The organism is Streptomyces sp. NPDC005151 (genome assembly GCF_053599875.1).
In genome coordinates this window covers 49383-74423 of sequence record NZ_JBSFYR010000001.1, presented here as the reverse complement: position 1 = coordinate 74423, position 25041 = coordinate 49383, and the positions used below count along the sequence as shown (strand labels likewise).

General features: G+C 70.7%; 30 protein-coding genes. 14 read left to right on the top strand and 16 right to left on the bottom strand.

The window, feature by feature from the left end:
* The first annotated feature begins 57 nt into the window (after positions 1-57).
* Positions 58-2025: an Ig-like domain repeat protein gene (locus tag ACWD6R_RS00365; RefSeq protein ID WP_451816628.1), complete on the top strand. Its 1968-nt coding sequence runs from the start codon at positions 58-60 to the stop codon at positions 2023-2025.
* A gap of 58 nt (positions 2026-2083) precedes the next feature.
* Here the strand turns inward: ACWD6R_RS00365 and ACWD6R_RS00360 are convergent, their stop codons facing one another.
* Both ACWD6R_RS00360 and ACWD6R_RS00355 read right to left on the bottom strand, forming a co-directional pair.
* Positions 2084-2542, bottom strand: a complete 459-nt coding sequence (locus ACWD6R_RS00360) for a carboxymuconolactone decarboxylase family protein (RefSeq protein WP_451816627.1) — start codon at positions 2540-2542, stop codon at positions 2084-2086.
* 217 nt (positions 2543-2759) lie between these two features.
* Complete coding sequence (locus ACWD6R_RS00355; RefSeq protein WP_451816626.1) at positions 2760-3950, bottom strand: flavin-containing monooxygenase; 1191 nt, start codon at positions 3948-3950, stop codon at positions 2760-2762.
* Positions 3951-4122: 172 nt separating this feature from the next.
* On the opposite strand from ACWD6R_RS00355, the gene ACWD6R_RS00350 reads away from it, so the two are divergent.
* Together ACWD6R_RS00350 and ACWD6R_RS00345 are read left to right on the top strand one after the other, a co-directional pair.
* A complete protein-coding gene (locus ACWD6R_RS00350; protein ID WP_451816625.1) occupies positions 4123-4575 on the top strand; it encodes a DoxX family membrane protein in 453 nt (150 codons plus the stop codon).
* Positions 4572-4994, top strand: a complete 423-nt coding sequence (locus ACWD6R_RS00345; RefSeq protein ID WP_451816624.1) for a Zn-ribbon domain-containing OB-fold protein — start codon at positions 4572-4574, stop codon at positions 4992-4994. The genes ACWD6R_RS00350 and ACWD6R_RS00345 overlap by 4 nt, the downstream gene beginning before the upstream one ends.
* A 10-nt stretch (positions 4995-5004) precedes the next feature.
* On the opposite strand, the gene ACWD6R_RS00340 is transcribed toward ACWD6R_RS00345, so the two are convergent.
* Both ACWD6R_RS00340 and ACWD6R_RS00335 read right to left on the bottom strand, forming a co-directional pair.
* Positions 5005-5595, bottom strand: coding sequence for a DUF1707 SHOCT-like domain-containing protein (locus tag ACWD6R_RS00340; RefSeq protein WP_451816623.1), 591 nt, complete (start codon positions 5593-5595; stop codon positions 5005-5007).
* A 22-nt stretch (positions 5596-5617) separates the two neighbouring features.
* Complete coding sequence (locus ACWD6R_RS00335; RefSeq protein ID WP_451816622.1) at positions 5618-6025, bottom strand: hypothetical protein; 408 nt, start codon at positions 6023-6025, stop codon at positions 5618-5620.
* A gap of 202 nt (positions 6026-6227) precedes the next feature.
* On the opposite strand from ACWD6R_RS00335, the gene ACWD6R_RS00330 reads away from it, so the two are divergent.
* On the top strand, positions 6228-6413 hold the full coding sequence (locus ACWD6R_RS00330) for a DUF397 domain-containing protein (RefSeq protein ID WP_451816621.1): 186 nt from the start codon (positions 6228-6230) through the stop codon (positions 6411-6413).
* 3 nt (positions 6414-6416) lie between these two features.
* On the opposite strand, the gene pspAB is transcribed toward ACWD6R_RS00330, so the two are convergent.
* The 3 genes from pspAB to ACWD6R_RS00315 all read right to left on the bottom strand — a co-directional run bounded on the left by pspAB (position 6417) and on the right by ACWD6R_RS00315 (position 8667).
* Positions 6417-7001 (bottom strand): PspA-associated protein PspAB, encoded by a 585-nt coding sequence (gene pspAB / locus ACWD6R_RS00325; RefSeq protein ID WP_451816620.1) that lies wholly within the window; start codon positions 6999-7001, stop codon positions 6417-6419.
* A 10-nt stretch (positions 7002-7011) separates the two neighbouring features.
* Positions 7012-7923 (bottom strand): zinc metalloprotease HtpX, encoded by a 912-nt coding sequence (gene htpX / locus ACWD6R_RS00320; RefSeq protein ID WP_451816619.1) that lies wholly within the window; start codon positions 7921-7923, stop codon positions 7012-7014.
* 66 nt (positions 7924-7989) lie between these two features.
* Complete coding sequence (locus ACWD6R_RS00315; RefSeq protein ID WP_451816618.1) at positions 7990-8667, bottom strand: pyridoxine/pyridoxamine 5'-phosphate oxidase; 678 nt, start codon at positions 8665-8667, stop codon at positions 7990-7992.
* 76 nt (positions 8668-8743) lie between these two features.
* Between ACWD6R_RS00315 and ACWD6R_RS00310 the strand changes: the two genes are divergently transcribed.
* Positions 8744-9022 carry a type II toxin-antitoxin system Phd/YefM family antitoxin gene (locus ACWD6R_RS00310; RefSeq protein ID WP_451816617.1) on the top strand — a complete coding sequence of 93 codons (279 nt, stop codon included), beginning with the start codon at positions 8744-8746 and terminating at the stop codon, positions 9020-9022.
* A complete protein-coding gene (locus ACWD6R_RS00305; protein WP_451816616.1) occupies positions 9015-9419 on the top strand; it encodes a type II toxin-antitoxin system VapC family toxin in 405 nt (134 codons plus the stop codon). Before ACWD6R_RS00310 ends, ACWD6R_RS00305 begins: the two co-directional genes overlap by 8 nt.
* Positions 9420-9678: 259 nt before the next feature.
* On the opposite strand, the gene ACWD6R_RS00300 is transcribed toward ACWD6R_RS00305, so the two are convergent.
* Positions 9679-10860: a thiolase C-terminal domain-containing protein gene (locus tag ACWD6R_RS00300; protein WP_451816615.1), complete on the bottom strand. Its 1182-nt coding sequence runs from the start codon at positions 10858-10860 to the stop codon at positions 9679-9681.
* A 163-nt stretch (positions 10861-11023) separates the two neighbouring features.
* Here ACWD6R_RS00300 and ACWD6R_RS00295 point away from each other — a divergent pair, with 163 nt between their 5' ends.
* Together ACWD6R_RS00295 and ACWD6R_RS00290 are read left to right on the top strand one after the other, a co-directional pair.
* Entirely contained in the window at positions 11024-12232 is a 1209-nt protein-coding gene (locus ACWD6R_RS00295; RefSeq protein ID WP_451816614.1) for an acyl-CoA dehydrogenase family protein, read from the top strand.
* Entirely contained in the window at positions 12232-12732 is a 501-nt protein-coding gene (locus tag ACWD6R_RS00290; protein WP_451816613.1) for a nitroreductase family deazaflavin-dependent oxidoreductase, read from the top strand. Before ACWD6R_RS00295 ends, ACWD6R_RS00290 begins: the two co-directional genes overlap by 1 nt.
* A gap of 148 nt (positions 12733-12880) precedes the next feature.
* Here ACWD6R_RS00290 and ACWD6R_RS00285 read toward each other — a convergent pair whose 3' ends face one another.
* Positions 12881-13528 (bottom strand): TetR family transcriptional regulator, encoded by a 648-nt coding sequence (locus tag ACWD6R_RS00285; RefSeq protein WP_451816612.1) that lies wholly within the window; start codon positions 13526-13528, stop codon positions 12881-12883.
* 299 nt (positions 13529-13827) lie between these two features.
* Between ACWD6R_RS00285 and ACWD6R_RS00280 the strand changes: the two genes are divergently transcribed.
* Positions 13828-14718 carry a VOC family protein gene (locus ACWD6R_RS00280; protein WP_451816611.1) on the top strand — a complete coding sequence of 297 codons (891 nt, stop codon included), beginning with the start codon at positions 13828-13830 and terminating at the stop codon, positions 14716-14718.
* Between the two features lie 176 nt (positions 14719-14894).
* The gene (locus ACWD6R_RS00275; RefSeq protein ID WP_451816610.1) at positions 14895-17288 is read left to right on the top strand and encodes an outer membrane protein assembly factor BamB family protein; all 2394 of its coding nucleotides are present in this window, start codon (positions 14895-14897) and stop codon (positions 17286-17288) included.
* A 180-nt stretch (positions 17289-17468) separates the two neighbouring features.
* Here the strand turns inward: ACWD6R_RS00275 and ACWD6R_RS00270 are convergent, their stop codons facing one another.
* The gene (locus tag ACWD6R_RS00270) at positions 17469-18080 is read right to left on the bottom strand and encodes a hypothetical protein (protein ID WP_451816609.1); all 612 of its coding nucleotides are present in this window, start codon (positions 18078-18080) and stop codon (positions 17469-17471) included.
* A 191-nt stretch (positions 18081-18271) separates the two neighbouring features.
* Between ACWD6R_RS00270 and ACWD6R_RS00265 the strand changes: the two genes are divergently transcribed.
* Entirely contained in the window at positions 18272-18826 is a 555-nt protein-coding gene (locus ACWD6R_RS00265; RefSeq protein WP_451816608.1) for a hypothetical protein, read from the top strand.
* 24 nt (positions 18827-18850) lie between these two features.
* Here ACWD6R_RS00265 and ACWD6R_RS00260 read toward each other — a convergent pair whose 3' ends face one another.
* The 3 genes from ACWD6R_RS00260 to ACWD6R_RS00250 are packed head-to-tail and all read right to left on the bottom strand — an operon-like array spanning position 18851 to position 21238.
* Entirely contained in the window at positions 18851-19630 is a 780-nt protein-coding gene (locus tag ACWD6R_RS00260; protein WP_451816607.1) for an enoyl-CoA hydratase/isomerase family protein, read from the bottom strand.
* 10 nt (positions 19631-19640) lie between these two features.
* On the bottom strand, positions 19641-20081 hold the full coding sequence (locus ACWD6R_RS00255) for a Zn-ribbon domain-containing OB-fold protein (protein ID WP_451816606.1): 441 nt from the start codon (positions 20079-20081) through the stop codon (positions 19641-19643).
* An 8-nt stretch (positions 20082-20089) separates the two neighbouring features.
* Positions 20090-21238: a lipid-transfer protein gene (locus tag ACWD6R_RS00250; RefSeq protein WP_451816605.1), complete on the bottom strand. Its 1149-nt coding sequence runs from the start codon at positions 21236-21238 to the stop codon at positions 20090-20092.
* A 97-nt stretch (positions 21239-21335) separates the two neighbouring features.
* Between ACWD6R_RS00250 and ACWD6R_RS00245 the strand changes: the two genes are divergently transcribed.
* Positions 21336-22892, top strand: a complete 1557-nt coding sequence (locus ACWD6R_RS00245) for a FadD3 family acyl-CoA ligase (protein WP_451816604.1) — start codon at positions 21336-21338, stop codon at positions 22890-22892.
* Positions 22893-22941: 49 nt separating this feature from the next.
* Here ACWD6R_RS00245 and ACWD6R_RS00240 read toward each other — a convergent pair whose 3' ends face one another.
* Positions 22942-23172 carry a hypothetical protein gene (locus ACWD6R_RS00240; protein WP_451816603.1) on the bottom strand — a complete coding sequence of 77 codons (231 nt, stop codon included), beginning with the start codon at positions 23170-23172 and terminating at the stop codon, positions 22942-22944.
* On the bottom strand, positions 23165-23524 hold the full coding sequence (locus ACWD6R_RS00235; protein WP_451816602.1) for a DUF6247 family protein: 360 nt from the start codon (positions 23522-23524) through the stop codon (positions 23165-23167). Before ACWD6R_RS00235 ends, ACWD6R_RS00240 begins: the two co-directional genes overlap by 8 nt.
* A 121-nt stretch (positions 23525-23645) precedes the next feature.
* On the opposite strand from ACWD6R_RS00235, the gene ACWD6R_RS00230 reads away from it, so the two are divergent.
* Positions 23646-23933: a hypothetical protein gene (locus ACWD6R_RS00230; protein ID WP_451816601.1), complete on the top strand. Its 288-nt coding sequence runs from the start codon at positions 23646-23648 to the stop codon at positions 23931-23933.
* The gene (locus tag ACWD6R_RS00225) at positions 23933-24328 is read left to right on the top strand and encodes a hypothetical protein (RefSeq protein WP_451816600.1); all 396 of its coding nucleotides are present in this window, start codon (positions 23933-23935) and stop codon (positions 24326-24328) included. Before ACWD6R_RS00230 ends, ACWD6R_RS00225 begins: the two co-directional genes overlap by 1 nt.
* A 380-nt stretch (positions 24329-24708) precedes the next feature.
* Here the strand turns inward: ACWD6R_RS00225 and ACWD6R_RS00220 are convergent, their stop codons facing one another.
* Positions 24709-24864 carry a hypothetical protein gene (locus tag ACWD6R_RS00220; RefSeq protein WP_451816599.1) on the bottom strand — a complete coding sequence of 52 codons (156 nt, stop codon included), beginning with the start codon at positions 24862-24864 and terminating at the stop codon, positions 24709-24711.
* Between the last annotated feature and the right edge of the window lie 177 nt (positions 24865-25041).

Here is a 25041-nt window from a genome sequence, read left to right as displayed (position 1 = left end):
CTCGTCACCCGGCCGACCAAACCGGGTTTCTCCCTGGGGGTACGTATCAACGTGCGCATGCGCACCGTGGCGACCGCGCTCGCGGTCCTCTTCAGTTCGTCGGTCATGGCCGTCGGTGCCGCGGGACCGGCGGCAGCCGACTCGGCCAACGCTCTGCCGGTTTCCTCGTACGGCGACCTCGCCGTGGACGGTGTCCACAAGCGGGTCTACATCAGCGATCCGGCCGGCAACAAGATCGTCGTCACCGACTACGCGGGCCAGGTCGTGGCGACCGTCCCGAATCTCTCCGGCGTCAGGGATCTGGCGATCTCGCCCGACTCCGGATTCGTCTACGCGGCCCTCCCGGGCGCCGACGCCGTCGTGGCCATCGAGACGGTCAACTCGACCGCGACCGCCCGGTACAGCACCGGCGAGAACACCGGCCCGCAGACCCTGGCGGTGGCGGGCGGACAGGTCTGGTTCACGTACGGGCAGGAGTCCTCGCGCAACCTGGGCTCGTTCGACCCCGCGCAGAGCAACCCCGAGATCGCTCTCGGCCGGCTCCCCGGCAACATGTGGACCGACGCCCCCGAGCTGGAGTCCGCCGGGAACACCCTGGTGCTCGGATTCCACGGCACCTGGTCGGGCCTCGCGGTGTACGACGTGTCCACCGGCGCCCCCGTCCTGCGCAAGGAGGGGACGCAGGCCGATGCCAGCAGCGAGATGGCGGACTTCGCGCTCAGTGCCGACGGCGCGCAGATCGTCACCACCTCGGGCACCTCCTCCTACGAGGCGACCGCGATCAACGCCGGTGACCTGATCCGCACCGGCGGCTACCCGATCGACGCGTACGGCCCCGACTCCGCCGCGATCGCACCGGACGGCACGGTCGCCCTGGCCGCCAACAGCCCGTACGACAAGGACGTCTTCGTCTTCAAGCCCGGTGCGACGCAGCCGTTCCGCACCTACACCTACGGCGCGTCCACGCCCGGCGGCGACATCATCGCCGCTCAGGGTCTGAGCTGGGCGCCGGACGGCAGCCGGCTGTTCGCCATCGCCCAGGGCCAGGGCAGGACCTATCTCCGCGTCCTCGACGACGCCGCCCGCTACCCGGTCACGGCGGCGCTCTCCGCTCCCGCCCGGGCGACCCGCGGCAAGCAGCTCGGCGCCACCGGCAGGCTGACCTCCGACAAGCCGTTCCCGGCGGACGCGAAGGTCACGGTGGTCCGTACCGACCTCGACAGCCCGAAGGGCACGTCGCTCGGTACGACCACGGTCGCCGCGGACGGCGCGTTCTCGTTCACGGACACCCCGCCCGCGGGCGGGGACGTCACCTACGCCGTTCAGTACGCCGGTGATGCCACGCACACCGCGGCCTCCGCGTCCGCGAAGGTGGACGTCTCCCGGGCGACGCCGTCGCTGACGCTGAACCGGAACGGTTCCACGTATTCCTACGGTGCGGACGTCTCGTTCACCGCGCACCTCGGCACGACGTACAAGAACCGGACCGTGGAGATCTGGTCCGACCCGTTCGGCGCGGACAAGCCGAAGAAGCTGCTCAGGAAGGGCACGGTCAACTCCAGCGGGAACCTGTCGGTGACCGTGGACATGACCCGGGACACCACGGTGACCGCCGTGTTCGCGGGCGATGCCCGGTACGCGCCGACGTCCGTGAAGTCGACCGCGTACGCCAGGGTGAAGATCTCCACGTCGGTTGCCAAGCAGTACAAAACAGCGAAGATCGGCTCGGCCTCGTACGCGTACTTCCACAAGAAGACCAACCCGGTCTTCACCACGACCATGACGTACTACAAGAACCGCGCGCAGAAGCTGGACCTGGAGATCTACTACCAGGGCAAGTGGTACGACGGGGGCTCGAAGTACTTCAAGCTCGGCACCGACGGCAAGTCCGTCGTGACGCTCGGTGGCACGCACGAGACCGGCTACCGGATGCGTCTGCGCTCCTCGTACGTCAACGGCTCCTCCGGCGACACCGTGAACTCGACCACGCACGGCGCCTGGAAGTACTTCTGCTTCACCAAGTAGGGCCGGGAGAAAGCGAGAAGGGCCTCCGCGGCTGCGGAGGCCCTTCTCCGCGTACCGGCTACCAGGTCGGCGCGCCCGCCGGCTGCCTGGTGGTGGCGTTGAGGCGGTTGAAGAGGTTGGTGATGCCGATCATCAGAGTCAGCGCGGCGAGCCCCTGCTCGTCGAAGTGGCCGGCCGCCGCGTCCCAGATGTCGTCCGGCACCGCGTCGCCCCGGTCGCTCAGACGGGTCGCCGCCTCGGCGAGCGCCAGCGCCGCGCGCTCCTCGTCGGAGAAGTACGGCGCCTCGCGCCAGGCCGCCACGGCGAACAGCTTCTCGTCGGCCGTGCCCGCCTTCCTGGCGCTGCGGACCCCGTAGTCGACGCAGAAGCTGCATCCGTTGATCTGGCTCGCCCGCAAGTGGACGAGTTCCAGCGTCGAGTCCGGGACGCCACGGTTCCGGGTGGCCTTCAGGAGTTCCTGGATGGCGGGCATGGCCTCGGGGATGACGGCGGCCGGGTTCTTCATCCGTGCTTCCATGGTGCTGCTCCTCCGGATCTTCGGGGCCTGTGGTGACACCCGCTCGTTTTCGTCCTTCACAGCAATGACGGAACGCGTCGCGCGGATGTGACAGACCCCGAGAATTTCTTTTCCGGACCGGAGAGGACGCCCTCGGCGGTGTCCGTGACGACGAGGCGGGGAAGCGCCGGGCACGCCGGCCTGCGGGACGCGAAGTCCCGGGTCACGGCCCCCGGGGTCAGCCGGTTCGCTTCGCCAGCCGCTTGGCGATCTTCTCCGCGTCCAGGGCCATTTCGCGGAGCATGCCGCTGATCGGGTTGGTGAACCCGGTGAAGTAGAGACCTGGCGCCTGCTTCGGCGTGCGGCCGCCGTGCACGACCGGCCTGCCTCGTGCGTCCAGTACGTCGAGGTGTCCGACCAGCCCTTCGAGCGCCCGCCGGTAGCCGGTTGCCGCGATCACGGCGTCCGGCGTGATCCGGGTCCCGTCCGCCAGCACCACCGCGCCCTTGTCGAATGAATCGACGGTTGGCACCGGCACCACCCGGCCGCCCCGCACCGCGTCGATCAGCCCCACGTCCTGGACCGGAATGGCGCCGTCCTTGACCCGTGAGTAGAGACCCGTGTCCGGGCGCGGCAAGCCCTGTTCGGAGAGGTCGGGCACGGCGGCCCTGGCCATCAGCCGGCCGGCCCGGTCGACCAGGCGCACCGGCAGTCTGCGGACCAGGATGCCGGTCGCCTGCGCGGGCCAGCCCGCCGTGGAGCGGCGCACGATGTGCGGAACGGTGCGTACCGCGATCCGCACCCGGGAAGCGCCCCCCTCCACCAGGTCCACGGCGATCTCCGCCCCCGTGTTGCCGATGCCGACGACGAGGACGTCCCTGCCCGCGTACGGGGCGGGATTGCGGTAGTCCGAGGCGTGCAGCAGCTCGCCGGTGAACGTGTCGCGGCCCGCCCAGTCGGGGATACGTGGGGTGTGGTTGTGGCCGGTGGCCACGACGACGGCCCGCCCGGTCAGGACCCGTCCGCCGCTTGCGGTCAGCTGCCAGCCGGTGCCGTCCACCGCCCGGTCGATACGGGTCACCTCGACGCCCGTCACCACTTCCAGCTCATGCTGTTCGACGTACTTCTCCAGGTAGCGCACCACGTCGTCGCGGGCCACCCAGCGTCCGAACCGGCGCGGCATCGTGAGCCCCGGCAGTGCGGACCAGCGCCGGGTGGTGTGGAGATGCAGCCGGTCGTAGTGGCGGCGCCAGGAGGCGCCGACGCTCTCGGACTTCTCCAGCACGACGGCCCGCACCCCCTGCGCGCGCAGGGCGGCCGCGGCGGCGAGACCGCCCGGGCCGCCGCCGATGACATAGACGGGCCGGTGTTCCGTGATGTCGGTGGGCGCGGAGCTGGAGCTACCGGCGGTAGGGGTGCTGTCGGGCATGGTTCGGAGCGTAATCGCGCGCTCACTTGATGGGTCTCGGTCAAGAGCGGAATCGATTGCGAATTGATCACGGGCGTGTGCCTTCGGCCCATGTTCTGCGCACCTCTTGCGCAGCAGTGCCGGATCAGCTGAACTGATGTACCGTCAGATGCTTTGAGCGGGAGGGGTCCTGATGCGGACGATCTGGCTCGGCGGAGCCGAGTGGCTCGCCGTCCTTCGAACAGGGCTCGGGCTGTGGTGGCTGGAGAGCTGGCGGCACAAGGACAAGAAGGGCTGGTTCGAACGCGGTACGGGCATCGCCTGGGCGGCGGACGTCGCGGGCAAGCACAAGTGGCCGGCGGTCAGGAGCGGCTTCGAGAAGGTCGTCGCGCCCCGCCCCAAGGCGATGGCCCACCTCGTCGTGTACGCGGAACTCGCCCTCGGTATCGGGCTGATCGTCGGCTTCCTGACCCCGGTCGCGCTCGTCGGCGGGCTGCTCCTCAACCTCCTCTATCTCGTGCTGATGATCCACGACTGGGCCGAGCAGGGGCAGAACGCGATGATGGCGCTGATCTCGCTGGTCGCCCTCTTCGCCATGTCCTGGCAGGTCTGGTCCCTCGACCACGCGATCGGACTTTTCGGTTGACCGCCGCCGCCCCCCGCTTCGACCTGCCCGAACCGGACGACTTCACCCGCCGCTACTGGGACGCCGCCGCCGAGGGCCACTTGCTGCTCCGACGGTGCCGTGCCTGCGGCGCCGCCCACCACTATCCGCGCGAGTTCTGCCCCACATGCTGGAGCGAGGACGTCGACTGGGAGCGGGCGAGCGGCCGCGCCACGCTCTACACCTGGTCCGTCGTCCACCGCAACGACCTGCCGCCGTTCGGTTCCCGCGTCCCGTACACGGCGGCCGTCGTCGAACTCGCCGAGGGGCCCCGCATGATGACGGAGATCGTCGATTGCGAGGAGTCGGCCCTCGCGATCGGCATGGAGCTGCGCGTCTCCTTCCGGCAGGAGGAGGGGTGCGAGGCGGTCCCGGTCTTCCGGCCGGAAGCCGGTGCCTGACGCAGCAGGGTCAGCGCCGCTTGCTGCGGCGCAGCTTCCACCGCTCCCAGATGTTGGGGTGGCGGACGACGACTCCGCCCATGCCGCCCGAGCCGGTGAGGCGGAGCAGCGGTGCGCCCGGGAGCCTCTCGCCCCGGGTCCGGTCCTTGAAGCCGCCCAGGCCGGGACGGACGTCGTCGCTCTCCGCCGCCCACCCCCTGGGCACGACGACGACGACCCCGCCCATCTGGCCGTTGACCTCCAGCTCGATCTCGCGCAGTCGGGTCTCGGTCTGCGTGAAGTCGAGCTTGGCGCCGCCCATGCCGCCGTCCACGTCGATGCGCGCAGGCACCTTCCACCGTCCGGTCCGTGCCAGGCCGCCCATGCCGCCCTCGACGACCAGCGGCTCCGTCGCGTTCTGCGGCGCGGGCGCCAGATCGGCGGTGAGGGGTTCCAGCTCGGCGAAGGTCTTGGCGCCGAGCGCCTGCCCCAGGCGCGTATCCAGCTCGTCGAGATCGATGCGGCCCTCGGCCGCCGCCTCCTGGAGTTGCTCCACCACCGCTTCGCGGTCGGCGTCGGAGGCACGAAGCCGACTGACGGAATTCGGGCGCTCAGGAGTCATGAACCTGATGATACGGAACGGGTCACCAGTTCTCCCGTACCAACTGCGCGACCACCACCCCGTGCAGCAGCTCCGCGTCCACGAACTCCCCCTCCTCCGGCGCCCCGCACCGCCAGCTCAGCGGATACGTGTTGCCGTGCGCCGCGGGGATCCCCACGTACAGATCCCGCGCCGACGGTCCGAGGCAGGTCGCCCCGGGCGGCCAGTCGTACTCCTTGCTCACCCCGGGCGGGATCAGAAAGTACGTCCACCGCCCGCCCGCGACCTCCCGGACCACCGGACCCGGTTCGCCGTCCGTGAGCGCGGCGAGGTGGTGCAGGACGGCCTCGCCGCGTACGCCGCGCACCCGGATGGCGTCGAAGTGGACGCCGGTCAGATGGAGTTGCAGCCCCGCGGGCGGTACCCATTCGGGGAGTTTCTTGCTCGTCATGGATACGAGGATCCCGCCGACTGCGTAGCGTGACCAGGTAGACACGGTCTACATTCGGCAATGTGGTGAGAGTGGTGGTGGCTGTGGGGGCGAGTGGTGAGCCGTCGCAGGTGCGATCTCTTCGACCTCTTCGGCACCCTGCGGGCGCAGGCGCTCACGCCATGGGAGACCGCGGAGCTCATCGAGGGGAAGCGGCGCAGCTATGAATGCGACGGAACCGGCCTGGTTCAAGTCGAGTTACAGCAACAACTGGGGCGGCGCCTGCTTAGAGGTCGCCACCGGCCCCCATACCGTCCACGTCCGCGATTCCAAGGTCACCGACGGCCCCACCTTCGCGGTCACCCCGGCCGCCTGGTCCGCCTTCGTGGCCGGTGCGCGCGCTGTCTGATCTTCACAGGCCGGGCGCGCCCCAGACCGGGAACCACCGGGAGAGATCCTGCTCGACCCGCAAGTCGTCGCCCAGTGTCGCCCTGACCTGCAGCTCCAGGGGGCTGTCGCGTTTCTCGGCGCCGCCCGGCACCGGGGCGAACGGATAGAACGTGCCGCGCTTGTAGAGGTAGACCAGCGCCAGCGAGCGCCCTTCGGCGTTCCGGAAGCCGATCAGTGAGCAGAGCAGTTGCGGGCCGAAGCCGCCGTCCTGGAGCAGGGTGTTGACCGCGTGCAGGTCGTTGACCAGGGCGGCCACGTCGTCGGGGGAGTGGCGGGCGAGCAGCCAGGTGTAGCCGTACGTGTCGTGGCTGAACTCCACCGGGATCCCGCCCCGGTCCGTGTCCGCATCGAGCAGTTCCTGTACGTCCTGCTGGATACGGGCGAAGGTGCCGCCCTCCACGCCCGCGAAGCAGACCGAGCCCAGACCGGTGGGGATGAAGCCCGCGCCCGCCTGGAGGGTGAGCGCGGCGGACGGTACGGCGAAGAGCTGGTCGAGGTCGGGGCGGACCGGTTTGCTGCGTCCCAGGATCGTGTCGAGCAGACCCACTGCGGACTCCTTACGGGCGGGCGAGTTCGGCGGAGATGCGGGCCAGCTGGTCGAGGCGCTGTTCGAGGGTCGGGTGGGAGGAGAGCAGCCGGCTGAGGCTCTCCTTCGAGGAGAACGCCGGGACGAAGTAGAAGGCGTTGTACGGCTCTGCCTTCCGCAGATCCTCCGTCGGGATCCGGGCCATCTGCCCGCTGACCTTGGTGAGCGCCGAGGCGAGCGCGGAGGGGCGGCCGGTGAGGAGGGCGGCGGCGCGGTCGGCGGAGAGTTCGCGGTAGCGCGAGAGCAGTCGCGTGAGCAGGAAGCTCAGGCAGTACACGACGGCGCTGATCAGCGGGATCAGCAGGATCGCGATGCCGACGGGGTCGCTGCTGCGGCTGCTGCGGGAGAAGCCGCCCCAGAGGGCGACGCGGGTGACCACGCCGGCCATGACACCGAGGAACGAGGCGATCGTCATGACGGCGACGTCCCGGTGCGCGACGTGCGACATCTCGTGGGCGAGGACGCCCTCCAGCTCCTCGGGTTGCAGTCTGCGCAGGAGCCCGGTGGTGGCGCAGACGAGGGCGGTCCTCTCGCCGCGGCCGGTGGCGAAGGCGTTCGGTACGTCGCTCCGGGCGATGGCCACCCGGGGTTTCGGCATGTCGGCCAGGGCGCAGATCCGGTCGATGGTGCCGTGCAGCTCGGGTGCTTCCTCGGGGGTGACCTCGCGGGCGCCCATGCTGAAGGCGGCGATGCGGTCGCTGAACCAGAACTGCGCGATGAACAGGCCACCCACGACGATCAGGATGATCGGCCAGGCGCCCCGCAGCACCGCGAGGAGCACGCCCACCAGGACCACGTACAGCAGTCCGATCAGGAACATGGTGGTGACCATGCGCGTGGTCAGACCGTGGTCGGGGGCGTAACGGGAACGGGCTCGTGTCATGGAATGCCTCCAGCAACTCACCTGCTTCCCATAGTGCCCCTTTCTGGTGGAAATCGGTTTACCGGCTCACGGCCAGAGCAGCTCCCGCTCCCACGACCCGCCCGCCCGGCGGTAGCGCAGCCGGATGTGCCGTCGCTGCGCGTCGCCCTGGAAGAACTCGACCTCGCGCGGCTCCACCACGTACCGCGTCCAGCTCGTCACGTCCGCGTCCGGTTCTGCCTGCGCCCGTTCCCAGGCGGTCTCGGAAGCCCGGGTGAGGTCCTCGTACGAGTCCAGTACCTCGCTCTGCCGCCCCACCAGCGCCGACGCCAGGGCGCCGGTCGACCGGGCGTGCAGATCGGCCCGGCTCTCGGCGGGTGGGCACGCGGTGACCGGACCTCGTACGCGTACCTGGCGACCCTGCGCCGGCCAGTAGAAGCCGAGGGCCGCATGCGGATGCGCGGCGAGCTGGCGGCCCTTGGTGCTGGTGGCGTGCGTGGCGAAGTGCCAGCCGCGGTCGTCCGCGTCGTGCAGCATCAGCGTCCGTACGTCCGGGTGGCCGTCGGTATCGACCGTGGCCAGCGACATGGTGTGCGGCTCGGTCTGCCCGGCGGCCACCGCCTCCGCGAACCAGGTGCGGAAGAGGGGAATCGGGGCACGGGGCGCAGCGGCCAGGTCGAAGGCGGGGAGGTCCACATCCCAGACGTGCTGGGCGTGAAGGAGGTCCCGGAAGGTGCGCTGCGCAGGTGTCGATGCATCCGTCATGCGGCCATTGGACATCAGGGGCCTCTGAAAAAGCATCGACGTAGCACCATGAGACACGCTGGGCTACGCTGATTCCATGAAGACCATCACGCAGCGGGAATTCCGGAACAAATCCGCCGAAGTCATGGATGCGGTGGAGGGGGGCGAGATCTTTCACATCACCCGCAATGGCATAGAGGTCGCGGAGCTGCGGCCGCTCACCCGGAAGCGGCAGCTGAGCGCGGAGGAGTTGGTTGCCCGCCACCGGCGGCTGCCTCGTGTGGATCACGCGCTGATGCGCCGTGAGGCGGACGAGTTCTTCGGCGCGGAGGACCGCGTCGGGGACGACGACCCCTGGGAGCGCGACCGTGGCTGAGCGCTACCGCACGGGGGTGCTCGACACGTGCACCTATATCGACCTCGACGTGCTGAGTCCCGGTGATCTGCCGGTGATCCCCGCACTCACGGCTGTGACGTTGGCCGAACTGCAGCAAGGCGTTGCCATGGCCAAGGAACCGGCGGTGCGGGCTGCCCGGATGGAGAAGCTGGGAGCTGCCGTCGCAGACTTCGAGCCTCTGCCCTTCGACGGCGACGCCGCCGCCAGGTACGGGACTCTCGTGGCCCTGGTCATCGCGGCCGGGCGCGATCCGCGCCCACGGCGACTGGACCTCATGATCGCGTCCATCGCGTCGATCAGAGCGCTGCCGCTCTACACGCGTAACGCCGACGACTTCAAGGGGCTGGAGGGGACGCTCACCGTCGTAGGGGTCTGAGCTGCCGGGAAGGCCCCCCGACCGGCCTCGGTCAGACTGTCGAGATCGACATGTCATCGCGCTGATCGCAACGAACTCCGAAGTGGAATGGCGCATACGCAACGGATTCGCCGCCGCTGATCGCGGACCAGGGCACCTTCGACGAGATCGAGCAGATCCTGCGCCACTGCCTCACCGAGGCCGCCGCCCGGATCTGACCGATTCGGCCCCTGGGTGCAGGTGGGGCCCCGAAGGCCCCGGCACGGCACGTGCCGCGGAGCTATGCCCGCCCCAGCACCACCGTCCCCGACGAGCAGAACCAGCCGCCCGTCCCCGAGGCCACCGCCAGCTCCGGCAGCCGTCCGTCCGTCTTCCGGACCTGACGGTCTCCCGCCTCCCCGCGCAGTTGCCGTACCGCCTCCACCAGCAGGAACAGCCCGCGCATGCCGGGGTGGCAGGCGGAGAGGCCGCCGCCGTCGGTGTTGACCGGGAGTTCGCCGGTCAGGCCCGTGCGGCCCTTCTCGACGAAGGCGCCGCCCTCGCCCTTCGCGCAGAATCCGAGGTCCTCCAGCGTCACCAGCGTCATATAGGTGAAGGCGTCATAGATCTCGGCCAGGTCGATGTCCGCCGGCCGTACCCCGGCCCGTTCGAACGCCAGGCGGCCCGAGACGGCCGCCGGGGAGACCGTGAAGTCGTCCCACTCCGACATCGTGGAGTGCGAGACGTGCTCACCCGTGCCGAGGATCCACACCGGAGCCTTTGCTGTGTCCGATACGTACTCCTCCGCGGCCAGCAGCACCGCGCACCCGCCGTCGCTGCGGATGCAGCAGTGCAGCTTGGTGAACGGGTCCGCGATCATCGGGCCGGACAACACGTCGTCCACCGTGATCGGGTCCCGGAACATCGCGTCCGGGTTGGCCGCAGCGTTCGCCCGCGCCTGGACCGCCACCTCGGCGAGCTGCTCCAGCGTCGTCCCGTACGCGTGCATATGGCGGCGGGCGGCCATGGCGTACTTGGCGATCAGTGAGTGCCCGTACGCCACCTCGAACTGGAGCGGGCCGCGCGAACCGAACGACAGGTTCGACGTGCGGCGCCCCGCCCTGATGTCGGCGCGGGCGGTCGATCCGTACACCAGGAGTACGGCGTTCGCGTGGCCTGCCGCGATCGCGTCGGCGGCGTGGGCGGCCATCACCTCCCAGGTCGCACCGCCGACCGCCGTGGAGTCGACCCAGGTGGGTTTCAGCCCCAGATACTCGGCGACCTCGACGGGGGCGAGCGGGCCGAGTCCGGCGGAGGCGAAACCGTCGACGACCGAGCGGTCCAGGCCCGAGTCGGCGAGTGCCCGGCGGGCGGCCTGGGCATGGAGGGCGTACGGCGTCGGGCCGTCGACGCGTCCGCAGTCCGCGAGGGATATGCCGACGACAGCGACCTTGCGCGGGGTGGAGGAGGGTGAGGAAGGCATGAATCTGACGGTACATCAGATGCGGTGGTGCGGACCGGCGTACGGGCGGGATCGGGTCCGGGGGCAGGGGTGTGCGCGAGTCTGGGTTTCTGGCGCCACCACCCCTAGCATGACGGCCCGTCAGATCAGGAGCCGACGGCCCCTGAGGGGAAGGAGCCCGACGATGGACGCCGCCTTCACCGCGGAACAGGACGAGATCCGCCGCACCCTGCGCGAACTGCTGGCCAAACGCTGCGGACCCGCCGAGGTCAGGAGCGCCGTACGGACCGCGCACGGATACGACGAGACCCTGTGGCGGCAGCTCGCCCAGGACCTCGGACTGCCCGGCCTCGCGCTCGCGGAGGAGTACGGAGGAGTCGGCGGCGGCCCCGCCGAACTCGCCGTCGCCTGCGAGGAGGCCGGCCGCGCCCTGCTGCCGTCCCCGCTGCTCGCCACCGCCGCGCTCGCCGCACCGCTGATCGCCGCCGTCGGCACCGACGCCCAGCGCACCGCCCTGCTGCCCCGCATCGCGGCGGGCGAGCTGACCGCGACCCTCGCCGTCCCCGGCGGCTCACCGGCCACCGCCCTCGGCCTCATCGGCGACACCAGCGGCGGCGCCTGGGCGGGCGGCGGCCGGTCCGGCGGCGTACAGGCCAGGCCCGGCCCGGACGGGTGGCGGCTCTACGGGGAAGCCGCCCAGGTCCTCGACGGGCACAGCGCCGGACTTCTGCTGGTCGCCGCCCACGCGGGTGGCTTCCCGCGCAGCCGGACTCTCCTCTTCCTCGTCCGCTCCGACACGGCGACCGGGCTCGCCCGCACCCGGCAGACCTCGCTCGACGAGACCCGGCCGGTGGCCCGTGTCGAACTCCGTGAGACCACCGCCGAACTGCTCGGCGCGGACGACACGGTGGATGTGTCGGGACCGGCCGGAGCACTCGCCGCCGTCGGGCGCACGACCGCGGCCGTACTGGCGGCGGAGGCGGTCGGAGCCGCGGCGAGCGCACTCGACCGGACCATCGAATACGTCAAGGCGCGCGAGCAGTTCGGCCGCGCCATCGGCTCCTTCCAGGTGGTGAAGCACCGGCTCGCCGACCTGTACGTACGGGTGCAGGCGGCCAGGTCCGCGGCGTACTACGCGGCCTGGGACCCGGCAGCCGGAGGGCTCGCGCTCGCCCAGGCGCTGGAAGCGCTGCGGATCACCACCGCCGAGGCCGTACAGCTGCACGGCGGCATCGGCTTCACCTGGGAACACGAGGCGCATCTCTACTTCAAACGGGCCGCCGCCGACGAGCTGCTCTTCGGACCCGTCCACCGGCTGCGCGACCACGCCGCCGAACAGGCCGGTCTGTTCACGCCCGGCGTCCGGAAACCGCGCGTGGAGGTGGCGGTCTGATGGCGCCCGGAGTCCGGCTGGTCCAGAAGGTGTCCTCGACCCGCACCTTCGCCAGGATCGCCCCGCACGTCGTGCCCGCCATGGACCGCACCGTCCACCGGCTCACCCGCGGCAAGGTGCTGCTCAGCGCCCGGATGCTGCCCGGGGTGATCCTGACGGTGCGCGGGGCGAAGAGCGGACAGCCGCGCACCACTCCACTCGCCTGCATGCCGGAGCGCGGCTCCGAGGGCGGCGGCAGCGACAGCTGGATTCTGATCGGCAGCAACTTCGGCCGTCCGGGTCATCCTGCCTGGACCGCCAACCTGCTGGCCCATCCGGACGACGCCGTCATCAACTGGAAGGGGCACGACATCGCCGTGCGTGCCCGGCTGCTGGAGGGCGCGGAGCGGGCAGATGTGTGGCAGGCGGCGCTGACGTTCTGGCCGCCGTACGCCACGTATCAGGCGCGGGTGGAGCGGGAGATCCGGCTCTTCCGGCTGGAGCGGCGCGACACTCCGTGACGCGGAGGCCGCCCGGATACGCCGATGGCGGACCACATCGGGTGGTCCGCCATCGGTGAGACAGGACGTGGGCAGCCCGGGATTGCCGTGCGGAGCCCAGTACAGGAAGAAGCGAGGCAAGAAGCCGGAAAGAAGGGTGCGCCCGGCGCTATCTCGTCGGTTTCTTGCCGGTGATGCCCAGATGCACCAACAGTGCGAGGTTCGGCTTGAGTTCCGCCTGCTTGACGCCCCAGGTCTGGAAACCCTTCTGGTGCGAGGCGACCGCCGCCAGCATCGCGACGAGCGAGCCCGCCATCGCCGCCGGACTGACGTCCTTGTCGACCTTGCCCTTGGCCTGGAGCTCCTTCACCGAATCGGTGAGGGAGTTGGTGACCGAGTTCAGGATCTTCATGCGGATCTTGTAGAACCGCTTGTCGCCCTCGGCCGCCCCCAGGTCGACCACGCGCAGGATCGCGTCATGGCGTCGCCAGAAGTCGAGGAACCCCTCGACGAGCTCTTCGGAGGTCTGCCAGCCCGCCTTGCCGACCCAGGAGCGGCCGGCGACCAATTCGGTCAACGCGGCGCCCTCCTTGGCCATTTCTTCGGCGATCTCGAGGACAGCTCCCTCGACGTCGGGGAAGTACTGATAGAAGGTTGCGGGTGAAGTCCCCGCCTTGCGGGCGACGTCGATGACTTTGACGTCCCGGTAAGGCGAGGAGCTGAGCATCTCGCTGAGGCAGTCGAGCAGCTTCTGCCGCGTCGCCTGTCCTCGTCGACCGGCCACGCGGCCGTCGACGGTGCGCACTTGTCCTGTCATGCCGTCAGCTTACCGAGGGGTGATCGGAGCGCGATTCGGCCGACTGCAAATGGGGAGTTCCGCAGGTGCAGTGGGGTGGCATGGGAGAAGTGGCCGGATTTCGACGGATGCGATCCACAGCCTGAATAGTGTTATCAACAGCCTGTGGACAACTTTGGTGGATAACTTTCCGTGACGCGACGGCCAAGGAGCTCCGATATCGAACCTTCGTTCGACGAAGGGCATTCGCTGCGCGGTACATGCGGTGCGGGGCTACTTTGAGTGTGACGAGCGTCACTTCGATGGAAGGACCCGGGCCCATGGCCGCATTCCCGCGCTCCGCGCCGTGCTGGGTGGACGCGCAGCTCCCCGATCTCGAAGCGGGCAAGCGCTTCTACGGCGGGCTCTTCGGGTGGACCTTCCGGGCCGGGGACGCCGCCGGGGGCGCGTACGCCGAGGCCCTCAGCGACGGCAAGCTCGTTGCCGCACTCGCCGCCAAGCAGGACGGCCGGATGCCGACCGCCTGGGGCGTCCACTTCGCCACCGACGACATCGCCGCGACCGTCGCCCTGATCCGGCAGGAGGGCGGCCAGGTCATCACCGAGCCCGTCCGGGTCGGCCGCGCGGGCGTGCTCGCGCAGGCCGCCGACCCGGGCGGTGCGGTCTTCGGGCTCTGGCAGGCCGGTGACCGCAGCGGGTTCGAGAAGCAGAACGAGCCCGGATCCTTCTGCTGGACCGAGGTCTACACCCGGCAGAAGGACCGCGTCGACGCCTTCTACGAGAAGGTCTTCGGCTTCCGCGGAACCGATCTCGGCGAGTCCGGCACCGATCACGGCGAGCCGGGCACCGGCGATGGGGGCACCGGCGATGGGGGCGCCTCCGAGTCCGGATCTGCCGAGTCCGGCTCCGGCGGTGCGGGCGCCTCCGAGTCCGGCGTCGACTACCGCATGTGGTCCCCCGAAGGCACCGAACCCGGCCCCGACACCGCGATCGGCGGACGCAGCGTGATCACCGACGCCTTCCCGGCCGAGATGCCCAGCTATTTCCTCAGCTACTTCGCCGTCGCGGACTGCGACGCCGCCGCCGAGACGGCGGTCGGGCTCGGCGGCCGGGTCTCCGCGCCGCCCTTCGGTATCCCGTACGGGCGGATGGCGGTCCTGCACGACGATCAGGGTGCCGAGTTCGCCGTACTTCAGCCCCCGGTGTCCTGATAGAGGGCAAAGTGACATGTGACACCCCGATCCGCCCCCGGGTTCGCAACCATCGCATCGGCCAGGAACAATCAGGGAGCGCACCGCCGGGTGGTGCCCAGTGGTGAGACGCTGCACAGGGCGGGGTTTTTCGCGGACTTCTGTTCCTGAGGTCCGTACGGGGAGGTGGCAGGCAAGTGGTGGAGCAGCTGACGCAGCACGACCCGAGGCGGATCGGCCCGTTCGAGGTGCTGGGACGGCTCGGGGCCGGCGGCATGGGGCTGGTCTATCTCGCCCGCTCGGCGTCCGGCCGACGAGTGGCGATCAAGACCGTGCGTACGGAGCTCGCCGAGGACCAGCTCTTCCGGGTCCGCTTCACGCGTGAGGTGGAGGCCGCCCGCGCGATCAGCGGCTTCTACACGGCCGCCGTGGTGGACGCCGACCCGCGCGCCGCCGTGCCGTGGCTCGCCACCGCTTACGTGCCCGCTCCCTCGCTCGAAGAAATAGTGAATGAGTGCGGCCCGATGCCGACCCAGGCGGTGCGCTGGCTGGCCGCCGGGATCGCCGAGGCGCTCCAGTCCATCCACGGCGCGGGGCTGGTCCACCGTGACCTCAAGCCGTCGAACGTGCTGGTGGTCGAGGACGGTCCGCGGGTGATCGACTTCGGGATCGCGTCCGGAGTCTCCAACACCCGGCTGACCATGACCAACGTGGCGGTCGGCACCCCCGCGTACATGTCGCCGGAGCAGGCCAGGGACTCGCGCAGTGTCACGGGCGCGAGCGATGTGTTCTCGCTCGGCTCGACGCTCGTCTTCGCCGCCACCGGGCATGCGCCGTTCCACGGGGCGAACCCGGTCGAGACGGTTTTCATGCTGCTGCGGGAGGGCCCCGATGTGGAGGGGCTGCCCGACGACCTGCGGCCGCTGATCGAGTCCTGCATGCAGATGGACGCCGGGCTGCGGCCCAGCCCGGCCGATCTGCAGGCCCAGCTCGCCCCGCACCTCTTCGCCTCCGGCAGCGACGACAGCGGTACGGCGTCGGCCTGGCTGCCGACGCCCGCCACGGCGATGATCGAGCAGCGCCGCGGCGGGGGGCGGACGGCGACACCCGCCGCCCCGGCGCCCGCTCCGGCGCCGCCGCCGCCCCAGCAGCCGCCGCGGGGCGCGGACTGGGAGTCGGCGTGGCGCAGCGGCGCGGACCTGAGATCGCCGTCCCCCGCCCCCGCACCTGTTCGGGCGGCGGAGTCGGACGAGGGCGGTCCGGTGCGGCTGCCTGGGGCGAAGGTGCCGATCGGACCCGGGCCGCGTGCCGCGGACGTGCGCGCGACGGCCGGCGCGGAGGCGGGTCCCGCGACCGGGTGGGTGCGCCCGCCCGCCGGGCTGAACGGCGCGGTCCCGGCCGCCGCCCCACTGCCCGCTCCGGCGCACGCCCCCGATGCGCCGCCCGCGGAGCCGGACCGCTGGCGACCCTGGCGGTTCCGGATGTCGAACGACGTGTGGGGCACGCCGGTCGTCGCCGGGGACCTGCTGTACGTGACGTCGTTCGAGGTGCACGCGCTGGACGTCGGCAACGGGCGGCGCCAGTTCAAGACTCGTGACGTCGCCTGGTCGATGACGCTCGACGGCGGCCGCATCCACGGCTCCGACGGCCCTTCGCTGTACGCCCTGGACGCGCTGACCGGCGCCGAACGGTGGCGGCTGCAGACCGACGCCTGGGTGTACTCGCTCAAGGCCGACCGGGGCACCGTCATCACCGGCACGCGCGGTGGCGGCGTGCAGGCGTGGGAAGCGTCCACCGGCGAGAAGCTGTGGGAGACCGGAGGCGTACAGACCGACTTCGAGACGGCCGAGGCCGGGCCCGCGATCCACGACGGCATGGTGTACCTGTGGCAGGACGCCCGGCTGCGCGCGGTGGACGCCCGTACGGGCATGGAGCGCTGGTCGTACCCGATCGGTGACGCGGCGTCCTGCGGGGGTGTGCCGGTACGGGTGACGGCCGCCGCGGACGGCCACGTGTACGTCGCCGCGGGTACCCGGGTCCTCGCGGTGGACATCGCGTCGGGGCTGGTGCGGTGGCACTTCGAGTCGCCCGCGGTCTTCCTGTCCCCGCCCGCGTTCGCGCCGGGGCCCGCGGTCACCGGCGGCGGGGTGTACCTGGCCGACTACCTCGGCACGGTGTACGCACTCGACGCGACGACCGGCAAGGACCGGTGGCGCATCGCGACGGAGGCGCGCCAGTCGATCGAACCGGTACTGGTCACGGCGGGCAATGTCCACGTCGGCAGCGGCAGCGCGCTGTACACGCTGGACGCGGTGACGGGTACCCCGAAATGGCGGTTCGCCGCGGGCGGCGAGGTCGTCGGCGCGCCGGTCGTCGCGGACGGCCGCGTCCACTTCGGTTCCGCGGACCACGTGCTGTACACGCTGGACGCGGCGGGCGGCCAGCTGCGCTGGAAGCTTGCGACGGGCGGCGAGATCACGGGGTCGCCGGTGGCGAAGGGGGGCGTGGTGTACGCGTGCAGCAAGGACCGCTGCGTGTACGCGCTGGACGCGCTGAAGGGGACGGGCACGGGGAACCGGGCACGGGCGTAGGCGTTCACCGGGCTCGCCCGGCAGCCGCTTTGTCCTCAATCGCCGGACGGGCTCGAATTTCCCCGCTCGGCCGGCACGTATCGGCCCGTCCTCACACCCCGGCCCGTCCGGCGTGTGAGGACGCAACCGTGCGCCACGGGTGGGGCGGGGCTGCGAAGCGCGTCGGGTTCGTCCGGCGCGTCAAGGGCCCGGCGGACGGTGCGCCTCCGGGCCCTCCGGGGACTCGGGGCCCGTGTACGGGTCCGCCTCCGGCTCAGGCAGGGGACTTGTCTGCACCGATGGCCCCGGCTCCTGCGTCGGCGGCCACGTGTCCGGATCGTCCGACCCCGGCGCCGCGTAGGGCCGCTTCCGGTCCACGCGCCCCGGATGTTCGCGCCCACCCCGCCGCCCCGGCATCACCGCAGCCCCCACCAGCATCAGTGCCCCGCCCACCGCGGCGGTCGCCACCCCCACCTGCAGCCCGGACCCGTCCGCCGCCACCGTCAGGCTCCCGGTCGCCTGCCCCAGCCGCACCATCCACAGCACGGTGAAGCCGAGGACGACGACCCCCGCGCACGCGACCAGCAGCCGAGACCGGAGCACCACACCCACCACCGTCACGGCCGCGGCGAAGAGAAGCGGCAGCCAGACCGACCCCCACAGTCCCGGCCGCGCACCGCCGATGCCGTTGAAGAGGTCCACGATCCGGTACTGCCGCCCGAGGCGGCCGTCGTACCAGTCACGGAAGGGGCTCAGCACGGCGGCCGCCGCTCCTGCGAGAGCGACGATCGAGCCGAGGATGTTGCGGATCATCATCGGCCTCCTGCGGTCGTGCGGACCGGCATCGCGCATCAGCACCGCTCTCGGCGTCGACGCTACGCCGGGCCCCTGACCCCCGCCACCAGGGGCGCACCGGCCGGACGGCCCTTCCCGTGCGCCATGCGTTACGGTGTCGCGCGATCGTTCGACAGCAACATGACAACAACACAAGGGGGGCTGCATCGATGATGCGGCAGCATCTGAAACTCTCGGCGGTCCTGGTGGCGGTGGTGCTCGCACTCACCGGCTTCTCGACCTCGACCCACGGCAAGAGCCGTGGCGGCAAGAGCCGTGGCGGCAAGAGCCACGGTTCGAGCAGTAGCGGCGGCGGCTGCTCCAACTCCAAGAAGAGCAACGGCAGCTACCACCACTACGACGACGATGACTACGACGACTCGTCGAGCAGCTCGTCCGGCGGCTCCACCTACGAGACCGAGACCCCCGGCGCCACGGCGACCGACGCGCCCCAGGTGACCGTGATCCGCTGCGCCCAGCCCCGCAAGGGCAAGCGGCGGGCCGTGACGTCCTCCACCGTCCGGGTCAGTTCGAGCGAGCTCGGCACGCATATGTACAAGGTCGATGTCACCTTCCTCGACGCGCTCGGCAACACCGTCGACACCGGCGAAGCGAACGTGGAGCTGACGGGCGTCGACAGCGCGACCGTCTTTGTGCGGATGGACAGCCCGAGCAAGGTGTCCCGGGTGAAGAAGTGCCGGGCCGAGGCCGAACTCAGCTACTGACTTCTGCTGGCGGGGGGTTCCGGTTCACCGCAGCCGGAACCCCCCGCTGCCCCGCCCCCGCCCCTTGAACAGCTCGCCCTGCCGCTCCGCCGGCAGGTTTCCGAGTGCGATCAGGTGCGGGGCGTGGGCCAGTGCCTGGGTGCGCGCCGCTTCCTTGGCGGACCACACCGCCCGCACCGTTCCCTGCACCGCCCCGGTCGGGTACGAGGCGATGACGGCCGCCGCACGCACCGCCGCCGCCACCGCGCCGCCGGGCGCCGTCACCTCGCTGACCAGCCCGGTCTCGTACGCACGACGGGCCGTCACCTGTTCGGCCGTACCCATCAGGGACATCCGGGCGACCTCCCCGAACGGCATCCGCTGCGCCATGTGAATCGCCTCGTACGCGCTGACCATGCCGTACGTCGTATGCGGGTCGAAGAACGTCGCTTCCTCCGACGCGATGACGAACTCCGCCTCGCCCAGCAGATAGAACGCCCCGCCGCACGCCATCCCCTCCACGGCGGCGATCACCGGCTTCCACAGGTCGTTCGCCTTCGGTCCGATCGCGAGCAGCGGATCGTCGATCGTGTACGGGGACGAGGGCTGCGGCACCTCCACGCCCCGGTCGATCCCCGTACAGAAGGCGCGCCCGCCCGCACCGGTGACGACGACGGCCCGCACCCCGTCGTCGAAACGGAACGCCCGCCACGCGGCGGCGAGTTCGTCCGCCGTCGCCAGGTCGATCGCGTTCAGCTTCTCCGGCCGGTCGAGGGTGACGACCGCGACCCCGGTCTCCTTGTCGGTCTCCGTCCGCAGCGCCATCGTCGTCCGCTCACCGTTCCAGCAGCCAGCGGACCACGGTCAGCTCCGGGCTCACCGGCGCGAAGACCGCCCGCACCGGTGCCCCGATCCGCAGCCTTGCCGGATCGACCGAGTTCAGCGGTGCTTCGGGGCCGCTGACCGCATTGCCGACCAGCCGGATGCGCGGGGCGTCGGCGAGCTCGACGACGACCGCGTTGTACGGGGCCTGGGCGGCGTACGCGGGCAGCAGCGGCGGATGCGGCAGCACGTACGACCAGATCCGGCCGCGCCCGCTCATCGGCCGCCACTCGCTCTCGAAGGACCGGCAGTGCGGGCAGCAGGGCCGCGGTGGGAAACGGAGGGCGCCGCACGCGGGGGCGGCGCAGGCCTGGACGCGGAGTTCGCCCCGGGCGGCGTACTCCCAGAAGGGGGCGCCGTCCTCGTCGGCGACGGGCAGCAGCAGCGATTCCATCCGTGGTCTCAGCTCCTCAGCAGTACGGCGGAGGTGGGCACGCCCTCGCCGGCGGTGACCAGGCAGGTGGCGGCGTCCGGCACCTGCGCGGTGGAGGTGCCGCGCAACTGCTTCACGCCCTCGTTGATGAGGTTGAACCCATGCACGTACGCCTCGCTGAGCCCGCCGCCCCCGGTGTTGATCGGCAGCCGGCCGCCGCTCTCCAGCGCCCCGCCCTCGGTGAACGTGGCACCCTCACCGCGTCCGCAGAAGCCGTACCCCTCCAGGGAGAGCGGGATGAGCGGGGTGAACGCGTCATAGATCTGTGCGACATCGACATCGTCCGGCCCGAAGTCGGCGTGCTTCCACAGCTGCCGGGCGGCCGTCCAGGCGGGGCCGGTGAGCGGGTCGTCGTTCCAGTAGTTGACCATCCCGTGGTGCTGGGCGGGCAGCCCCTGGGCGACGGAGTGGATGTAGACGGGCTTCCGGCGGCAGTCCCGGGCCCGCTCGGCGGAGACGACGACGCAGGCCAGTGCCCCGTCCGTCTCCAGACAGTTGTCGAAGAGACAGAGCGGCTCACTGATCCAGCGCGAGGTCATATACATGTCGCGGGTCAGCGGCCGTTCGTACATCACCGCGTCAGGGTTCTGGTTGGCGCGGTTGCGGCAGGCGAGCGCGACATTGAAGAGATGGTCGCGGGTGGCCCCGTACTCGTGCATGTACCGCCGCGCGAGCATCCCGATCTCGTCAGCGGGCCGCAGCAGACCGTACGGGCGGGTCCACTGGGCGGGGGTCGGCAGCTGGACGGTGGTGTTCTTCCAGGGCCTCGGCCCGGAGCCACGCTTCCGCGAGCGCCAGGCGACCCCGACGCTCGCCTGTCCGGTGGCGACGGCGGCGGCGAGATGCGCGATCGTCGCGCACGAACCACCGCCTCCGTAGCCGACCTTGGAGAAGAAGGTGACATCACCGGCCCCGATCGCCTTGGCGACCTCGACCTCGTCCGTCTCCTCCATCGTGTACGAGGCGAACCCGTCGACCTCCGACGCGGCGATGCCCGCGTCGTCGAGCGCCGCGACGATGGCCCGGCAGGCCAAGGTCTTCTCGGATTCCGGGAGTTGTTTCGCGAAGTCCGTCTGTCCGATCCCGGCTATCGCCGTCACGTCTTTGAGCGTCGCCACCCGCCACCTCCGCGATCGTCATGACTGCTGACAGCGGCAGACGCTACAGCTAATCTGACGGATAGTCAGCTATTGCGGTTCGGCGGGAGGGCATGCGATGCGCGGCGACGAGGAATGGGGCAGCATCCCGAGGCTGGTGCGGGCGGCAGCGCAGCGGTACGGGGACCGGGAGGCGGTCGTCGAGGGCCGCACCCGCATCTCGTACGCCGAACTCGGCGACCGCGTCGAACGCGCCGCCGCCGCGTGCATGGCCTCGGGCGTGGAGCCCGGCGACCGGGTCGCCGTCTGGGCGCCGAACACCCTGGACTGGATCGTCTCCGCCCTCGGCGCGGTCACGGCGGGCGCGGTCCTGGTCCCTCTCAACACGCGCTTCAAGGGCCCCGAGGCGGCGTACATCCTGGAACGAAGCCGGGCGAAGCTGCTCTTCATCACCGGCACCTTCCTGGGCGCGTCGTACGTGGCGTCGTTGCGCAGGGCGGAGGCGGAACTTCCGTACCTGGAAAGGGTGGTGGTGCTCGCGGACACGGCACCCGAGTCCTACGTCACCTGGAAGGACTTCCTGGCGACGGGTGAGCGGATATCGCCCGCGTCGGTACGGGAACGTGCCGACGCGATCACCCCCGCCGTCCCCTCCGACATCATCTACACCTCGGGTACCACGGGCCGCCCCAAGGGTGCGGTCATCACCCACGCCCAGACCTTGCGCTGCTATGCGATCTGGAGCGAGCTGGCCGGCCTGCGCGAGGGCGACCGCTATCTGATCGTGAACTCGTTCTTCCACACCTTCGGCTACAAGGCGGGCATCATCGCGTGCCTGATGCGGGGCGCGACGATGATCCCGCAGCCGGTGTTCAACGTGGACACCGTCCTCGCGAACATCGCCGCCGAACGCATCTCGGTCCTCCCCGGCCCGCCCACCCTCCACCAGTCGCTCCTGGACCACCCGGCGCGGGCGACGCACGACCTCTCCGCCCTGCGCCTGGTCGTCACGGGCGCGGCGGTCGTCCCCCTCCAACTGGTGGAACGCCTGCGCACGGAGCTGGGCATCGAGACCATCCTCACGGCATACGGCCTCTCCGAGGCGAGCGGCATCGTCACGATGTGCCGAAGGGGCGACCCGCCCGAGACGATCTCCTCCACCTCGGGCCGCGCGATCCCCGGTACGGAGATCCGCGTCCTGGCGGACCCCGGCACCCCCGGCGAGATCCTGGTCCGCGGCTTCCATGTGATGCAGGGCTATTTCGAGGACCCGGACGCCACGGCGGCCACGATCACCGAGGACGGCTGGCTCCGCACCGGCGACATCGGCGTCCTGGACGCGGCGGGCAACCTGCGCATCACGGACCGGATCAAGGACATGTTCATCGTCGGCGGCTTCAACGCGTACCCGGCCGAGATCGAGCAACTCCTGGGCCTGCACCCGGACGTGGCGGACGTGGCGGTGATCGGCATCCCGGACCCGAGACTCGGCGAGGTCGGCAAGGCGTACGCGGTCCGCCGGGCGGGCGCGACGCTCACGGCGGACGACCTGATCGCCTGGTCGAGGCGCGAGATGGCGAACTACAAGGTGCCGAGGGCGGTGGAGTTCGTGGGGGAGCTGCCGCGGAACGCGAGCGGGAAGGTGGTGAAGGGGGAGCTGCGGGGGCGGGGGTAGGGGCCGCTCAGGCCGAAGGCCAAGGAGTCACCTGGAGCACGTAGACGCACTAGTGCCGGATGACGGTGAGGTAGAGGAACAGCCCGCCCGGCACGAACGTGGTCTGCATGCCGTCACCAGCCCCCCGGAAGGATGCCCCGTCGAGATGCAGCGCGGACGCGGCCCGCACGAGCTCATCGGCGCGCTTCTCGACCTCGGCGACAAAGACGGGCGGCGGTGGCGTCGCTCCGCCGATGACGTGGGTCTCGTCCGGGTCGTACTCCCAACGCCATTCACTCACGGGTGAGGGATTCCCTTGCGGACGCGAGCACGTGACGGATCTCGTCCATGGCTGCCCGCCAGGCAGGGTCATCCCTGTCGAGGTTCTGCACCGCGTACTCGGCAGAGTGCAGGCGGGCGGCGGCAACAGGCAGCCGGGCGATCTCCACAGCGACGGCCCACGACTCCAGGAACTGCATGATCGGCCCCAGGCTGCCGGTCTCCGCGGCCAGGGCGATGGCCGCGTCCTTCTGCTGCTCCATCTCTCCCAGCCGGTGCGGAGCCAGCTGTGCGAGGGCGATTCGGAGCGCCGCCGGGGTCCGCTGCGGGCGGGGGATGAGGGGCCCCGCGGGGTCGATGTGCTGTGCGGTCATTCCGGTCCCTTCGCGCGGCTTCACAGCCACGGTACGGGAGAGGCGTGCAGCGGCGCATGCGCTTCACCGGATGGGGTGAATAGGGTGATGCGGGCACGATCGCGGCAGTATGGTGATTGGTATGGCAACCAAGAAGTACACGGTCACCCTGCCGGAGGAGCTGGCGGAGGAGATCCGCAGCGAGGTCGGTCCGGGCGCCTTCAGTGCGTACGTCACAAGGGCCATCGAGCGCCAGCGCGAGCATGATCGGCTGGGGGAGCTGGTCACGTGGATGCAGGAAGAGGGCGGACCGCTCACCGAGGAGGAGCAGGCCGCGGCTGCGGCGGAGCTCCGCGACATCGAGCGGTGGTTCGAGGAGCGGGAATCCGGGGCGCAGGACGGGGTTCAGGGCGGGGCGGAGGCGGCGTGATGCTGGACATGTCGTTCGTGCTGGACAGCGAGGCCTTGTCCAGGGCCGTACTTCGGGACCGGGCGATGACCGGCATTCTCACCAAGGCGCACCAGTCCGGAATCCGCGTGGTGACGAGTTCCATGACACTCATCGAGGCGTACCACAGCAGGATCCGGCGGCCTGTGTGGAACTGGGCGATGTCCCGGGTCGTCGTGGAGCCGGTGACAAGAGACGTCGCGGACGAGGCGATCGGGCTCCTGGGGGCGACCGGGCTGCACGGCCATAAGTACGCCATCGATGCGGCGCTCGCGGTGATCGCTGGGCGTCAGCCGGGCCGGGCGGTGGTCTTCACCTCGGACGAGGACGACATGGGGAAGCTGTGTGGGGCGGGGGTGCAGGTGCGGGGGCTGTAGGCCGCCGGACGCGGAAGTGGCCCGAGCTGTTGGCTCGGGCCAATCTCGTGTGCGGGTGGGCTCAGCTGGCGTGGTTGCCCTGCGGGGTCACCACGGTGGCGTGGTTGTCCGCCAGCGCCGGGGTGGCCGCGCCGAGGCCGAGGGTCAGGGCGAACGCGGCGGCGACGAGCGTCTTCTTCGTGCGGGTCGTTCCAACTCCTGTGTGTGGAGCGAGCTTCCGGACGTGAAGTAACGGTAGGACAGGGGGCGATGGGGGAACCCCGTTGGTGCGAAGCGGTCGAACGGTGACGCGATTACGCTGACCGGTGCGCGGACATGCAGCGGCCGCGACGGCTCCCCCTCCGCGCCGCCGCGGCCGCTTCCCCCGTGCGGGCTAGGTCTTAGTTGGCAGGCTCGCTGGTGGCGTGCGTGTCCTGAGGCTTGATGTCGCCGCCGGTGGCGTGGGTGTCGAGGGTTGTCACCGCGTCGGATTCCGCACCTGTGGCGTGGGTGTCCTGCGGCTTGATGACGGGCTCTGTCTTCTTTGCTTCACCCATGATGGTCATCTCCATTACTGGCTTGCGTGCTGGGTTGGTGAGGCCCGCCCGGCTGTTCCCCCGTGGACTGCCGGACGGGCCTCTCAGGGCCGCTCACCTTAGTGGTGTGGCCGAGTGTCGCCCCTGTCTGCCCCCCGACGCGACGGATCGACAGGCATGAGCATGCCGCTCGGCGAT